The organism is Pseudomonas sp. Xaverov 259 (assembly GCF_019352915.1).
Lineage (GTDB): Bacteria > Pseudomonadota > Gammaproteobacteria > Pseudomonadales > Pseudomonadaceae > Aquipseudomonas.
Window position 1 is genome coordinate 399,231 of the sequence record NZ_JAAAFV010000018.1, and the last position, 16,960, is coordinate 416,190.

The 16,960-nt window shown below is 58.3% G+C and carries 3 protein-coding genes; all 3 read left to right on the top strand.

Translation table 11 applies throughout. The features are described 5' to 3' along the window. Window positions 1–18: 18 nt before the first annotated feature. The 3 genes from K0H48_RS04800 to K0H48_RS04810 all read left to right on the top strand — a co-directional run bounded on the left by K0H48_RS04800 (window position 19) and on the right by K0H48_RS04810 (window position 16,959). Window positions 19–4,818, top strand: coding sequence for a DUF4329 domain-containing protein (locus K0H48_RS04800; protein ID WP_219266599.1), 4,800 nt, complete (start codon window positions 19–21; stop codon window positions 4,816–4,818). A gap of 171 nt (window positions 4,819–4,989) precedes the next feature. Next, window positions 4,990–10,917, top strand: a complete 5,928-nt coding sequence (locus K0H48_RS04805) for a DUF4329 domain-containing protein (protein WP_257626845.1) — start codon at window positions 4,990–4,992, stop codon at window positions 10,915–10,917. Between the two features lie 138 nt (window positions 10,918–11,055). Further along, the gene (locus tag K0H48_RS04810) at window positions 11,056–16,959 is read left to right on the top strand and encodes a DUF4329 domain-containing protein (RefSeq protein ID WP_219266602.1); all 5,904 of its coding nucleotides are present in this window, start codon (window positions 11,056–11,058) and stop codon (window positions 16,957–16,959) included. The last annotated feature ends 1 nt before the right edge of the window (window position 16,960 follow it).

Consider the following 16,960-nt stretch of genomic DNA (forward strand, 5'->3'; position numbering starts at 1 on the left):
TTTGCAAAGGCTGTGCCTATGGCGTGCAGCGCCAATATCAACAAGGGTTGCCCGGCTAACGTGGCTATGCAGCGCACCAACTTGGCGCTGCATAGCTCATCGAGTGCGCGCAAAGCCCTTAAAAAGGGCGCAGGCATAGATATGCAGCGCAAGCGTCACGCAGGAGCGTTCCAGGATGAGGCCACCAGGCGCGCCTTTTGTGCCTTGGACCTTCTTGCCAGCGAGTACCTTATGGACACAATTCCCGTCACCCCAAGCCATCCTGTTGAATTGCCTCCCCTGAGCCCACCTTTTATCAGTGCCGACGACGCCGCATATTGGGCGCACCGCCGTATCCGCCATACCGTGGAGTGGGAGTACGGCGGGGGGATACTGCAGGACAAAGAGGGGCTTTTCCGCGCGACCGAACCTCGCCACGGCGAGATGCCTCGGTTCTATTTTGAAACGGTGTTATCAGCAGATAAGTCTGGGCATCCCGTTGCACCCAAGGGGTTCAAGGTGGTTGCGATTTACCACTCACATCAGTCCGTACATGAGCAGATGCGCAGCACAGGCTTGTCGGACTCGCAGGTGCGATTCCTCCTCGGTTCGTTCACCTCTGTGGAAATGCTGTTTAACATCGCCATGGGTGAGTCGGTGCCGGTCCATTATCTGTCGGGGCCGGATGGGTCCTTGATCAAGTATGTCGCCAGCGGCAATGCCGTCGAACAGGTCTTGCACGACCAGTTGGTGCAAGAATGGAATGGCCAGGCGCCTCAGCACTACACGTTTGTGCATTCGTTTATCCTCGATTGCGCCGCCGCAGGCGAGCTGTGGGTGGTAGTGGCCAATGATGAGTGGGGCGGCGTACGGGGCCGGCTCACCCCGACCTGGGTGCCTGGCACTGCCGTGACGTCAAAAGTTGAAGCATTACCTTTGTGTACTCGGGTGTATGCACAAGCCGAAAAGGCGGCCACGGTGGCCTTGGACGATAAGGCTTCAGCCGGGCCTGGGGTCAGCGGCTTTATTCTCAAGTGTCCTCAAGGTTATGTCGCCACCTGGCCGGTACCGGCGGCACAACCGTGGTTTCTTCCAAAGGCGTTGTTTCCAGACCAGGCCAGTGGCGGGGTCAGCTTGCCTGAGCATTGCTCTGTGCAGGGCGCTTACGCCACTGTGCCGGCCGTTCAGGAGGTGGCGCCCGCCGTGCCGCAACCGTGGCTGTACAAAGTAATGTTTTCGGCGTCGCAGTTGGCGGCGGGGATTGGGCAGCTTCGAGCCAATACCGGTGTGCGTAACGACGATTACCCGACGAGCCTGTATTTTCAAACCAGTGACCATGCCTTGTTGCGGTACACCCTTCGCGGTTCGCAGCAGGAGACGACGTTGTTTGTTGAGGGTCCTCAGGGCGTATTTAAAGACGATGGCAGCGAAGATCGCATGCGTACCGGCGTATTGTCGGCGCACGACTATGTGTTGCGGGTTGCCGGGATTGGAGCACTTGAGGTCCTGCGTACCAGTGAGGTCTGGAATGAAAAGGCGATCCTGACGTCAGGCTGGAAGCCTTACTCCAACAGGCAGCCGCCGCTAAGCCCCGCCTTTGTGACGGCTGACGATGCGGCCAGGTATGCCCATGGGCAACTGGACTACCGTCGTCTGTTCAACTGCGCTGCGCTGATTCTCCAGCGCGATGATCAACGTTTTGTCGTCACTGAACCTGTCAGCACAAACCAGCCGCGTTTTGCACTGGATGCGGTCTACCCGTTGGACGCCCAGGGCGAGCCGATCATGTTGACGGCAGGCTGCCGACTGTACGCCCTGTTCTGCGCCAGAATACAGCCTGATGCGGCTCAGAGCCTGCGTGACAACGAGGCTCGGGTCGCAGCGCAAATGTTCATGGACACCGATATTTATACGCTGCTCTCAAATCACAAGGTGGTTGCGCGCGCCTACCTTTCAGGTTCGGTAAACAGTTTGCTGGCCTACACATCGCAAGCGCTTGAGTCATATACCGAGCGCGAGTTGCTGGAGCGGGTAACGCCTTCGGCCGGTAGCAGCACCGTGGCGCGAGAGTTGTCGCAAGGCACGCTTGTGCCCAGTGCCTTTGTGCGTGAGCAGGCTTACCTGGGACGGTTGCGCGTGGTACTTGCCAGCCCACTATGGGGCCCGGTAGGCGATTTGCCCGAAGACTGGGAGCCGGCGCTGGGCACTGACGCGTCGCGCCTCCCTGAAACACCCCTGTTGGGCCCGGTGTTTGCCTCGGCAGCGGAGGCGGTGCGGGACGCGCATGAACGCACCTTGGAGCGCTATGGGCGCAGCCCTGTCGGCCTGGGTGTGGTGCTGCGGCATCGAACCCTGGCGCAATACGCGGTAACGCAGAGTGTGTCGGCCGAGTTACTCGACCAGTTGCTGCATACCTGCCGTTTTGCCGAGCCGCTGCAGCAGGCGGGGTTTGAAGTCGATAGCTTTTACGCATCCACCGTGCGTTTACCGGAGGATGCGTCGGCCTCCGGGCGTTGGTTGGCCCGCCATTTCATCGCGCCTGACGATCTGCATGCAGCCCTTTACGATAACGTCGGTGTCCGACGGTTACCGCTGTCGCAGCGGCTGGTGGTGCATATCGCAACACTGGAAGGGGCTATGTTGGCGTATGAAGCCGGTACCCGTGATGGAGTGTTTGGCACAGATACGAAGCAAGGCCTGTCGACCCTCAAACGCGGGCTCGACAGCGCTGAGATAGCCACCACCGATTTTGTCTTGCGCGTGGCCGGCAGCGGGCAGCTACACGTGATCCTGGAGAGTGAATGTTGGAGCACGCCAGGCCAAGTGGATGCGCACTGGGTGCCGTTTTTACGGGTGTTGCGTCGCCGTCTGAGCCCGGCCTTTTCCTGTGCCGACGATGCGGCACGTTATGCCTTGATGCGCCTGGGCGCGAGACGGGACAAGGTCTATGGCGGCTTGATCCTCAGATCAAGCGCAGGCCTGTTCGTCGCCACCGAGCCCTTGGTGGTACACGTCGAAAACTTCGATGTGCAGTGGGTTCGCTCAAACGAATTGGTGGCTAAGGGGGTGTTCCTGGGAGGCAGTACCGTGGTGGCTTTTTATCATAGCTGCAGTGCATATGAGCCGCAGTTTCCGACCACCGATACGCAATGGAACGTATACCGCAACATGTTCTCCACTGCGTTTGTGACGCAGGTGCTCAGGGAGCGGACCCGGGATGCAACATCCAGCCCCCGTATCGACTACTTGCTGTGTAACGACGGTGCGCTGCTGCGTTACCGTTTCGATGGTGGCGCGAAGCAACTGGCGTTGGCGGCCGAACTCAACCTGGCCTCTGCTCAAGGGCAATGGCATCGGTACAACCCGATTGAGGAACAGATTCGCGACTGCACCCTGCAACCTGAAGAGTGGGTCAATCGGTTGGCTTATGCGGGGGAACTGGTCGTACTGCAAGGCAGTGAACTATGGGGGCCGTCGCGCATCGTGACTGCCCTCAGGGCATACTCCCAGGCGCTGGAAATGATCGCTGGTGTGGCGGCGCAAGCGGATGCAGGGTTGAGCCCGCTGTTCACCCAGCCATTGGATGTCGCACGCTATCTGCATCGCCTGAGTCCGGAACGCGATCACTTGGCGTTCGGTTTTATTCTCAAGTCTTCGAATCAGGCGCATTTTGCCGGGACGCTGCCGTTGCCCCTGCGCGATGCCGAAGGCTTTAAGCTCAACCATGTATTTGTTGAGGGGAAGTTGCCTCAAGGGTTCACCGTCCATGGTGTCTACCTGCATGCCCGCGTGCTGCCACAGGCCGGAGATTCAAGCCCGGCCGCTCATTTCTTCTGGCCACTGGACTTGTTACAAGGATTGGCGGCGGCTGAGTACGGCCGTGTGCCTCTTTATCTTTCATGTGCCGATGGCGCGCTGCTGATGCTTGACACCACCCGGCCGGCTGCCGAGCTGGCCACCGTGGAGGCAGCATCCCGTTACGGCGGTGAACTGCACAGCGCAGCCGTGCCGCTGCTGCACTACATTCGCAAGGTCGCCGCAGGCAACAAGCTACGGGTATTGCTGGGCAGCCCATTCTGGTTCGAAACCACCTGGGTCACCGCGCAATGGGTGCCGTACAAGGCGACGCCCGTGTCTCCCTACCATGACTATCGTTTAGCCTTGAGCCCGATTTTCCTGCATTCGGACGATGCCGCGCGTTATACGCAACATCTGGTCGGCCCCTACAAAGGGGACGATTACCTGGGGGCGATTCTTGAAGATGTGCTAAGGCGTGCCTATGTAGCCGTCGAGCCCTTGGTAGACAACGACGCCAACGCCGTTCCCAGTGCCGAGGAGCGCCTTTTCTGGAAGCCAAGCAGAGTCTCGACCAGCGACCACAATGTGCCGCTTCCCGAGTACCCGGACGGGCACCGTATTGTCATGACCCATCAGCTTTACAAATCCGACTTTGCCCAGAGCAAGAGCGACCCTGCCACGTCACTGGGGGTCAACTTCATTTCCTGGAGTTATATCTGGCGATACACCCGCGGCCTGAGAGGGTATTTCGACGTTCAGAATTACTACCTGTCGACACGCGACGGCGGGTTGCTACGGTACACCCCGGATTTCAGCGTTGACTCGCGGGAGGAGACGATGGTCCATCAGTTCAAACACCTAGGCGCGTATGAGGCCCGCGAGATGCTGGAACTGATGACGCCTTACAGAACGTTGAACGTGGTACGTGCTGGCAGTTTCTGGACACAAAAAGGCTTGATTGAGGGCGCTCCCAGTGCCACGGCTCTCCCGGAGCAGGCGAAGCAAGACGATGGTTTTCATCGAGAGAAGGATGAGTTTTAACCACGCGGTTCGGGGCTCGGGTCGGGCTGCCTTCGGCTGAGCCGCGAGCGTATGGCTGTTTGTCGGCGGTGCTGGCTTGTGTCAATGCGATAACTATGTTGTGCCTACTGGACCTTGCGACGGTTGAAGATTTCCAGCTTCTTTCAATCGTTTTCAGGGAGTTTCACCATGATGGATGACACACAACCCTCGGGGTCACCTGCACCGCCGCTTCCACCCCTCAGCCGCGCATTTGTCAGTGCCGATGATGCCGCGTATTGGGCGCATGAGCGAATAGGCGACCGACGTGACAGAGAATATGGAGGGATGATTCTCAAGCGCGGCAACCGTTACTTCGCGACCACCCCGATCCCGGGTGCATCTGCATCTTTTGTTCCGGCCGATGTCTGCGCCGTGGGGGATGACGGCAAGCTCATCCTCCCGGCAGGTTACTCCTGCATGGCGTTCTACCACTCCCATCCTTATGGAAATGACAAGTTCAACGTCGGAACCTGGACAACTGATCAGCGCACGATCATTCGCGGGATTTTTTCGCGTACTGAGATGGAGTACATCATCCGGCTGCGTAGCGTGGCAGCGGCGCATTACTTGTCCGGGCCTGAAGGTTCCCTCCTCAAGTACGTGACCAGCCGTTCGCCCAAGGAGCTGGCATTCCTAAACTTCCTTGTAGAAAAAACAGGTCAGCATATTGATGTATTCGAAGAGTTTATTCCGATGCTGGCCGAAGCCGGCGAGTTGTGGGTCCTGGTGGCTAACCCCGCATGGGGCGGCGAACGTGGGCGTGTCGACAAAGACTGGAAATTAGGCGATCGACTGGGCGGTGAGCGGACACTGCAACCCTCGTGTTCCTCGATATTCCCGGGGCGGGATATAGAAAAACTGCTGCCGGTGAGCGCGGCTGCGTCGGCCTCACCCGTTTTCGGGTACGTGCTCAAGGTTATCGATAAGGACGAATACATCGCTCCTGTTGCCGCCTGGGAAATGGAGCGCCTGGTGCCACCTGAGGCGTTGTTCATGCACCGCGCGGAGGGGCGTGCGCGCCTGCCATCCAGCTTGCGGATTGACACCATCTATTGCCGGATACAAGCGAAAGAGTCGTGGCAGCATCCGAACTTTTTCACGCCTTCGCTGTTGGCATCCGTACACGCTCAGTGGCGTGCCGACCCTGCGCTGTATGACCCGCAACGGCGCCTGACGTTGATGTTGAGAAGTGCCGATAACGCGTTGCTGTCCTACACGTTTTCCGGTTCTGAGGCAGAAAACCAGCTTCTTGCCGAGGGGGCGGCCAGGGTGGAAAAACGCATGAAAGACGACACGCTCAGTCCTGCCCAGTTTGTCGATCGTGTAGCCAGGGTGGGCGAATTGACGGTGTTGCAGGTAGGCACGCAATGGTCCCAAACGGGCCGGGTCAGTGTTGATTACCAGGCTTTTGAATACCTGCAAAAAAGCCTGAGCCCGGCATTTATCACGGCCGATGACGCAGCGCGTTATCTTCATGAGCGCATCCATTCCCGCAACCGCAACCACATAGGCTATGTGCTTGAGCGTGCCGATGGCCGATTCGTTTCTACGGAGCCTATCGGTTCGGACTTGGCCAGTCATTATGGGGTACCCATTGATGGCAGTATTACCGAGGACATTAACCTGCCTGACGGTTACCGCTACGCAGGCTTTGTCGCAGCGCTGGGAGACTACTTCGAAGCAGCGAAAAAAACGCTGATGGAAAACCCGAATCAGTCCTCGCTTTCTCTCGACGATCAAGCTGAGCTGTACGCCATCGTTCCCAACTATGAATTCACCGTCAGTATCACGGCAGGTTCACAGACTATCCCGGTGCTCTACTATTCAAGCCCTTACGGGACGTTACTCAAATATGTGCGCAGCAATACCCAGCTGGAGCGGGACTTCAGCGGGTTTTTGCAGCATGCATTGAACAGTAAAGAGTTCGGTATCCAGGCAGATGGTTATGACGGCACACCGCAGGCGCTGGCGAGGAAATTGGCTCGCTTGGGTGAGCTGCATGTCATGGTGTCAAACCGATTCTGGGTCGGCTCTCAGGGCCGGGTGCCAGGTACGTGGCAACCCTTTGAAGCTTTAACCGGTTCCGCGCCTGTTTCACCACCGTGCAGTTGGGTGTTTGAGGCCCCCGAACTGGCCGCCGAGTATGCCCATGATCAATTGGCGTTGAACGCCGAAGTGCGCCAGCTCGCGTTTATTCTCAAGGACCGCCTGAGTGAAGGTTATGTCGTCACCCAGCCCAGGACAATCGACGACTCATCCAGCCTTTCATTGTTTTCCCTTCAGCGTGTGTTCGCCGTTGACGATAAGGGCGGGCCGGTACTGCCAACCGATTTCACTGTGCATGGGGTTTGCTACCAATCGCTGCCCGCCCTGACCCACAAGCCCCTTCAGTATTGGGTGTACGAATGCTTCGTGGACCCGGCAGACCTGGCGTTGGCGATTGCCGGTTCGCATGAACCTGATCACGCCCTTCGCGCGATCTACTTGAGCACGCGGGACGGCGCACAGCTTCGATACGTTTTTTCCGCAAGTCAGCGCGAAAACCAATTGTATGGTGTGGCACCCACCGGCGCTGTTACCGATAACGGGAGCCGTCAAGCGCTGCTCGCTCGCACCCTGGGGAGCATCGAATTTGTCCAGCAAGTGGCGGGTGCAGGTGAGCTGTCGGTCAGGCGTACCAGCCTGCTTTGGGATGTGGCCGGTGTAGTCGACGAGCGCTGGAAACCGTTCAGCCGCTACCCGACAGCCACATTCAGTGCACCTTTTCTCAGTGCCGATGACGCCGCACGCTGGGCCCATGAGCAGATTGGCGATTGGCGCGATGTGCAGTTTTGCGGGCATATCTTGCAGACGCTCGACCAACGATTTGTCGCGACTCGACCGCTGCGCCGTGACGCTTTTTCGCGATTCGCCCTGGAGGCGGTGTTCCCTACGGATCATGCCGGTGTCAGCTTGGTGCCTGAGCCTTATGTGATGCACGGCCATTATGCTTCGTGCATGGCCGCCTCGCTGTTGGACACCACACTCATGACCCGCAATGGCTGGTCGAGGGAGCAGGCTTATATCGACTGGCAGTTGTTTGGCGACGACGACCTGTACCACATCATCAACAACCGGCATCTGATCAGCGTGGCTTACCTCTCCAGTGCCGAAGACGTGCTGATCGCCTACGAACCCGACGGTTCGGTGGCCGAAAAGGCGTTGCTCGAACAATGGATACCTGACCTCTCCCGCACCCCGGCGCTCAGGCGCCAGCCCGGTGGGCCGGCGCCTGAGTTGAGGGTTGTCAATCTTGGGGCGCTGTCCCTGCGGGTGGTGCAGGGCAATCGTCTCTGGGGCCCGGCAGGCGTGGTGTCCGAACACTGGCGCGCGGGGACCGGTCTGCAACCCCACGAGGTGCCGGAGCAAGTTGGGTTCGGCGCGATATTTTCGAGTGCCAGGGAGGCGGCAAAACACGCCCATGCGCGACTGTCTCGAAGTGAAACATCGGCACAGACATGCTTCGGTTTTGTGCTCAAACATGAGCAAAAAAATGAGTACGTGGTCTCGCAGATGGTGCCTGCCGATCAGCTCAACCCCCTGTTCACCCAAGGCAGCCTGTTTCGCATGGATGACAACGGTGCGCCCGTTTATCCTTCGGGTTTCGGCCTGCAGGGTTTGTTCTACGCCAGGCGCTGGTTGCCGGCCAAAGAGGCAAACGGACAGCAGTGGTTGGCCCGGCACTTTCTTTCGTCCGCAGACCTGTACAGCGCATTTTCGGCCGCCAAACGTTGGCGTGCCAAAGACTCGCGCGTCACCTTGCCGGTGTTTATTTCGACCCTGGACGGCGCTCTGCTCGAGTTCCAGACGCCGCTTTCGACGGCGCTGTTCGACCCACAGAAACAACCCTCCGGCCAATTCGAGGATGTACACACGGCCCTGGCCAGCGGGTTGTTGAGCCCCAGGGATTTCGTCGTCAAAGTCGCAACGCTATGTTGGTTAAGTGTGATCGAGCCCAATGAGTGCTGGGACGAGCAAGGCAAACTGGGTGTGGACTGGATACCCTATGCCGATTTCATTCGTCGGGCGTTGAGCCCGGCATTCGTCAATACGGCTGATGCTGTGCGTTATGCCCAGACTCGGTTGGGTACCCCAGGGCGCTCTATTTATGGCGGGCTGCTGCTGCGGCGGGTGGACGGTTTGTTCGTCGCCACCGAGCCCGTGCCGGTGCCGACCGAGAACTTTGATCCGAAATGGATTTTGCCGGATGAAAACGTCCCTCTGGAACAGCTTGCCCCTGGCATGACGATCGTTGCGCGTTATCGTTCGTGTCGGGATACGCAGCCGGGGTTTCTGCTGGAAGGCAGCGAGTTGCAACTGTATCGGCGCATGTTTACCACCGAGGTGCTGGGCAAGGCCCTGGAATGCACACATTTATGGAGTCACGAATACCTGTTGGGCTTTGATGGTTCGCTGATCAGTTTTACCTGCAGCGACCCCGACAACGACCTGCTCAGTACCGAGCAGAAACGGCAAAAGGCGAGCGCACTGGCGCAACTCAAACAGGACCTGGCACCGTCGAGCCTGTCGTCCCAGGACCCACACAGCAATGTGATCGAGCGACAACTGCGTGATGGCCAGAAAACACCCAGCGCATTTGTGTGGCAACTCCTCGGCGTCGCATCGATGTCGGTGATTCAGAGCAGCGCCCTATGGGGTAACGCGCAGAAACTGCAACACGGTTGGCTGCCCCGCAACGGCTTTACGGCGCCGCAAAGCGTTGCGTATGCAACGGCTGACAGGGCCTTGGGGCCGGTATTCAATCACGCGGATGATGCGGCACGTCATGCGCACGAGCAGGCGGGCGAGCGTAGCGAACTGATGTTCGGCTTCCTCCTCAAATCGGCGAAAGGCCAGTGGGCAGCAAGTATGCCGGTCAATGCCGAAGGCCTGCTGTTCCCGCTCAGTCGGGTATTTTTGCGTGGGCAGTTGCCTGTTGGCTTTACTGTTGCGGGGCTGTACCTCTGTGCGCCGGCGCGTCAGCCGCAAGAACTGATCGCCGATCCGATATACCGCAACTTCATCCCGCCGACGGTGTTGGGCGCCGCGTTGGTGGCACACAAGCATTGGACCGCAACCCAGGATTTATTCTTGCCGCTTTACCTGTCGTTTGCCGACGGTGCCTTGCTCAAGTACGAGGCGTCGAGGCTGGACAGTGACTGGGGCGCCAGTCAGACCCAACGCAGGGCCTATGTGAGTAAACTCAATGGTGGGTTCAACCCGGCCGACTACCCGCGCCAGGTTGCTCAAGCGGGTGTGCTGCAGGTATTGATCACGGGGGAGATTTGGGCCACCCAAGGCCTGGTATTACCGACCTGGCAACCGCGGGCGGTGTCGGACTACCGCCCCGGCATTCATACGCGGGTCGCACTTGGGCCCTTGTTCGCTCACCCCGATGATGCCGCTCGCTATATGTGGCGACGCTGCCGCCCGCAGCCGGGCAAAGCCTGGCTGGGGGCAATCTTGCGCAACGCTTCGGCCAACACGTTTCTGGTCACTGAACCGGTGGACGATAGCGGCCCGAGTGTGGCCCTGGGGCTGCGTGCGGACACTGCGGCCTATAGCCGTCTGTTCGGCGGGGTCATGAACCAGGCGTCGACGCCGACCTCCCTCAAATACCCAGTGGGTTATCAGGTGATGGGGGTGCAACAGCTATACAAGGTGGATACCACCCGCACGCCACTGGCAGACCGTTATCAGGAGGCGCTGGACAGCAATTTTATTGCGCAGCCGGAGTTCAGGGCCGCGATCAGCCTGTTGCATGGCGACAAGGTCACCAGCTCGCGCTACTACTTCACGCCGCGCAATGGTGCGCTGTTGGTCTACCGGCCCGGTTATAACCAAAGCGAACAGCAGATGCTGATAGCCCGCTGGATAGACCCGGACACCGGCGAAAGGGTGTCCACGCCGTCTGAAGTGATCACGACTTTGAGTCAATCCGGCCGTTTGCACATCCTGGAGCCCGACACGTTCTGGCAGCCTCGCAGTCATGTTGGCGTGCGCTTGTTGTTGGAGTTACGTAAAGAACATCGCGCCTGAAGCAGGTCTGGGCCGGCCATCGACACGGCTAACTATCTACAGCGTCGGTGGCAGGCCTGCTGTCCAGAATGACGTCAGGTCCAGCTTCTCAATAGGCGTTGAGAACGCTGGCGGATTTGATCATTCAAGGACGTTACCATGACCATCGACTTATCGCGTGAGAAGCGCGCAGCCCTTCCAGCGCTTGTATTAAAACTGGGTACCCTAAGCCCGGCATTTGTCAGTGCCGACGATACGGCGCTATATATTCACGAACAGATCGGCAGTCGGCGTACTGTCGAGTATGGGAGTGTCATTCTCCAGCGTTTGGCAGACCAGCGCTTTGTCGCCAGTGAGCCGATTGCAGACAGGGGTACCGTATTCAATTGGACGAAATTGCTGGAGCGCGACAGCTCCACCAAAGACTTCTTGCACCCGCCGGGCTACAGAATTGTCGGGTGCCTGCATTCTCATCCCGACCGTATCGCGGCGACGCAACAGCAAAACCCGAAATGGACGTCACAACAGGTCGAAACCTTCGTAAGTTTCTTCTCAGTCGAGGACATTACTTTCCTGCATCAGGAACGCGGTGTGTTTGGTGTCGTCTATTTGTCCGGCCCCAAGGGCACCTTGCTCAAGTACGAGCACAGTGGTTCCGTCGCCGAGAGTGATTTTGTGCAATGGCTCGCTACCACTGGCCCCTGGGAATCACCTCATGCGTATGACGGCACCATTGAGGGGCTCTACAAAAAATATGCGTCGGTCGGCCGACTGACCTTTCTCGCTACCAGCTCGGCGTGGGGTAATTCGTTGGGCGCGGTTCCGGATGATTGGGCGCCTTATGCTCCTTTTGCTTCCGTCTCCGAACAGGTCGTTTGTGGGCATCTGCTGGAGACTGAGGAGGCCACCTGGTCCTATGCTCAAAAACAACTCGATCGCAGCCCCACCAGCCAAAGGTTGGTGTTTATTCTGAAAAGTACCCAGGGCAATGAATACCTTGCCTCCAAACCTCGGGTTATACCTGCGAACGGACTGCCTCCCGATTATTGGTTCCCGGGCTTGACGTCAGGCCCTAAATTGCCGGCCGGGTTTCATCTGCACGGGTTCTATTTTAATGGAAGGCCCGCCACGCAGGGAGTCCCCACAATACAGAGCTGGCTTTACCAGAATTTTTTCCGTCCAGCAGAGTTGTCCCGCTATATCGCCAAGGTTCGTCAATATGGCCTTGAACCGGAGGCGGAATCGGTATTGGGTCTAGTGTTGTATATGCGTACACCCGATGGCGCACTGCTGCAGTACGAATTCTCCGGTTCGCCTGCCGAAACGTTGCTCATGGAACAGGACAAAGAGGGGGCAGCTGCCAATGAAAGCCTGCAGGCCCAGTTGCTCGCCGGTACGTTAAGCCCGCGACAATACGTTACCCGTGTTGCGGCAGCAGGGTCGTTGTCGGTCGTACAGATCAGCCATATTTGGGATACGGTTGGGGAAGTGGGGCTACAGTGGCGGCCCTTGGCCAAGATGCCAAAGCCGGTGATGAGCCCGGCTTTCATCACGGCCGACGACGCTGCCTGTTGGGCTCATGAGGCTATCGGTACGCAGCGCGACCTCGAGTATGGCGGGGTCATTCTCAAACGCGGTTATCGCTACTATGCCACCCATCCTATAGCGGGAAAGCGCGTTCAATTCGATCACTGGCGCATGTTGGCCACGGACGATCAGGGCAAGTTCATCGCCCCTGATGATTACGCCGCCGAGGCGTTTTATCACTCCCATCCCGCTGATGCCGAAAACATCAAGGTCCAAATTCCCCACTTCACGGCTGATCAGGGGCAAGTGTTCAACAACTTTTATTCCAGTGCTGATCAGCTCTTCAGTTTTGAAAAAAGAACGTTTGCCAAGGTCCACTACTTGTCTGGGCCGGATGATGTACTGCTCAAGTACGTTAGCAGTGGTTCGGCCATTGAAAAAAAATTGGATCTGCAACTGCGTGGTGGCCCCGGTGAGACCAGCAGTGATTTCGAGCATCCCATCAGGATGCTGGCCGAGGCCGGCGAGCTGTCGGTGGTCATTGCTAACCCCGTTTGGGGTGGCGTTCGCGGGCGTATCTCCAAGGGCTGGCGCATCAGAACCGCCGCGACAGCGCAGCCGCAGCAACCCTTTTTTACCGAAGCCTTTTCGCGACCTGAGCATGCCGTGATGCGTGCGCTTGTACTCGCCGGCCCCGACGATAGTGGCGCAAAGTTTGGATTTGTACTTAAACATACGCGTGAAGATATCTACGCAGCGACGCTGGCGGTACCCAAGAGTGAACCGCTGTTTTCGCCTGTTGGTATATTCCCCAAACGTCGTGATGGCGAGTTGCGACTACCTTCCCAATACCGGCTGGAGGCTATCTACTTCAATAGTTGGTACGAGACCAACGAAATTTCGGCCCGGGAAACCTGGTTGGCCAGCGCGTTTTTTACGCCGTCGCAGGTGGTGGCCGCTACCCGCCAGGCACGGGCGACTCTGGCCATCCAGAACCCGGCCCGTGGCTTGACCCTGTACATGCACGCCTCTGATTCCGCGTTGCTGGCATTCAAAGTGCCCGAGGCCACAGCCACCTCCGAGCTGGTGCAGGAATCCAGCAGCGGTGCGCTGCACGATAACGGTGCGCAAGCCGGCTTGCTCGATGGCACGCTCAGCCCGCGCACTTATGTGCGTCGGGTTATTAGCGCGACCGATCTGTCGGTGGTCCAGCCGGGCGGCCTGTGGGGCGACGTGGGCCCGGTGGGTGACCGCCTGCTGGTGTCGGACTACACGGCAACATTGAGCCGTTCGTTTCTCTCGGCGCGCGATGCGGCGGTGTACGCCCATGAGCAAATCGGCAATCGGCGGGATCGTTACTATGGCGGTTACGTGCTCAAGGGCGAAGACGGTCGCTTTGTGATTACCGAGCCTATAGAAAGCCACGACAATCCATTTTTGTACACGCTGTTTTTCCCTGTCAGTCACCGCGGCCCGTTGATCCCACCGCAATCCTATGTGTTGCACGGGCGTTACGGCTCTCACCTCGAACTGTCCATGGCCGACCCGGTACCGATCGTGCGGCGCGGCTGGACACGGGACGAGGCGCTGATCAATCAGCAGGTATTCTCCTGCACTGAAATGTATTCAATTATCCCGGCCGGGCGAGTGGCCTATCTCTCGGCGGCACCGAATTGTTTGTTGGAATACACCCCAAACAAGTCGTCGGCAGAAACAACACTGCTGGCCAATGTCAGCCCCCAGGCCGGGGACCACAGCCTGCAGCGACGCCTCGATAGCGGGCAGGTCAAACCTGCCGAATGGGTGCGGCGACTCGCCGAGGCGGGGGATTTCAACGTCATCCAGGGCAACCCATTGTGGGGGCCGCGTTCGGTGATCTACGCTGACTGGGAGGCCAATTATACCTATGCCCCAAGGTCCGGCCCACTTGATTATGTCACCCACGGTGGCGTGTTCACCCGTGCCGATGACGCGGCCCGCGACCTTCATGGACGGGTGCATGGGCGTAACTTTCCACAGGAGGCGTGCTATGCGTTTATCCTCAAACACAAGGACAAGGAAGAGTACGTTGCGAGCGAGGTGGTGGGTGCCTCCCGTGACGGTGACCTGTTCAATCGCTTCAACTTTTATAAATTGACAGCCCTGATCGAGCACCAGCTTCCCGATGGTTTTGTACAGCATGGGCTGTTTCGCTCGCAACAATGGGTGCGCGCAGGGCTGAATGCTTCGACCGAGTGGTTAACCCGGTTTTTTGTCACGCCTCAAACCTTGCATGCCTCACTTTATGAAGCCAATCGAGGTAGCGCGAAAAGCCTGCCGATTTATTTTTCAACCCTTGATGGTGCGCTGTTGCGTTACAAGTCCGTACCGCTCGACTTAACCGTTGGTGGCCCGGCAGCTAAGCTGTTGAGTACGGCTGAGTCGCAATTGAACTCCGGCCAGTTGCAGCCCCGTGACTTCATCAGGGCGTGGGCGCCGAACGCACTTCATGTGGTACGTACCAGCCAGTGCTGGGATGAACAAGGCGTGGTGGCTAAAACCTGGGCCGGCTACCAGAACTTGATGCCGCGCAGTTTGAGTCCCGCCTTCGCCAACCCTGATGATGCGGCCTGCTACGCAGAGTCTCAAATCAGCCACGGGAGTGGCCGCGCTTATGGCGGGGTGATTCTCAGGCTGGCCGGTGGTCTGTTTGCCTCGACAGCGCCTTTGGCGATACCGCCCCAAGGTTTTGCGCTTAATTGGATCTTTCCGGATCAGGCGGTTACTGCGGGACTTTATCCGGGGAACAGCACGATTGTGGCGCGATATCGGTCTTTGACGGATCAAGAGGTGCCGCTGTTGCTGTCCACCACCCAGAAAGCCATCTACCTAAGCATGATACCGAGCGCGGTACTGTCGAGACTGTTGCACCGTGAGGCCCATATCAAACGTGAATATGTGTTCGGGTTCGATGGATCAGTTCTGAGTTACCAACTGTCGGGCTCTGCCGAGGAGTTGCTACTCATGAAACGTCTGGCAGCGCTGAACCTGGTCAAGGGGGATTACGCTGACAACAGCGTCGAGCAGCAAATCCGCAGTGGGGCGCTCACGCCGCTGGAATTTGTTACGGAGGTGGCGAAGGCCGGTGAGTTGAGTGTGGTGAAAGGTGATCGGGTATGGGGGCAGCCCAGGCGGATAAGGGGCGAACTCGAGGCGTCTAAGACGCCGCCCAATCCTGGGGATATTCGCCAGGTCTTGTTCGACTCGCCCTGTGGCCCGATCTTTACCCGCGCGCTCGATGCTGTTCGCTACGCCCAGCGCATGGCGAAGCCGCAAGCGGATGTATCGTTCGGTTATGTACTCAAGGCGGTGAAACAGTCGCTGTACATGACGACCCTGCCGCTTGTCAGAGAGGAATTTGACGATTTCAGGCGAGTTTTTATCAACGGCCAGTTGCCCCAAGGTTATGTGCTCGACGGTATGTATCTGTGTGCTTCGAATGTGGCGATTGCCCCGGCCAGTGATGGCCTGTCGCAGAGCTTTTTCGCGCCCCAATACATCGGTAAGGCGCTGAGGTTCCTCTTCTACGCACGCAACGGCAAGACTCTGGCGCTGTATCTGCTGTGTGCTGATGGTGCGTTACTTAAATACCTGGTGCAAAGGACGGCGTCACTGTACGACTGGACGAGCACCGCGGCCGTTGAACGCACGCAATTGCTCGAAGGTACCCTCACAGTGCGCGACTATGTGCGCCGCCTGGCCACCAGGGGGGAATTGTATGTCCGTGTGACCAGTGACGTCTGGGGCAGGAAAGAGCGGGTGACGGGGCAATGGGAGCCGTACAGAGCGTTCCATGCGTTTGCAGACGACCCGCATTTTCATTCGTTCTGTGGGCCGTTGTTTCTTTATCCCGATGATGCGGCGCGTTATGCCCAAGGCCTGGTGGCGCCTTTCCTGGGTAAGCAATATCTGGGGGCGGTACTGATGCCAGATCAAATCCAAGGCTATGTAGCGATTGATCCGGTGGAAGATCAGCGCACCGCAGGTGCAAGTACGCGAGAACTGTTGTTCTGGATCGATCATGCCGGGTTCGATGTACCCGCCAGCAATGTACTGAGCACCTACAAGATCGCTGCCGTGCAGGCGTTCTACCAAACGATGCCTTCGACATCCAGCCGTGGGTCTAAGGGTCAAGGACTGTTGAACAAATTCCTTTCCAAGGATGACCTGCGCGACTATCTCTCGGTGATCAAGAGCAATGCGCCCGATGCCAAGAGTTGCTACTTTTCCAGTCAGGGCGGCGCCCTGCTTAAGTACGTACCGGCTTTCACATCGACTGAAACCACCTTGCTCAGCCCGGGGGGTGCACCAGACCCCTGTTCGCTGATCCTTCGATTGCGGTCTCAGGGCAGTCTGTCGGTGTTGGTTGTCGACGCTTTCTGGACACGCTTGGGCGTAGTGGGTAACGAGTGGAACTGCACGCCAGAGCCGTCCGATTCGCCAAACAGCGAGTTCTGGTATGAACGCAACAATGAACGGGACAGGATTGAACTCTGAC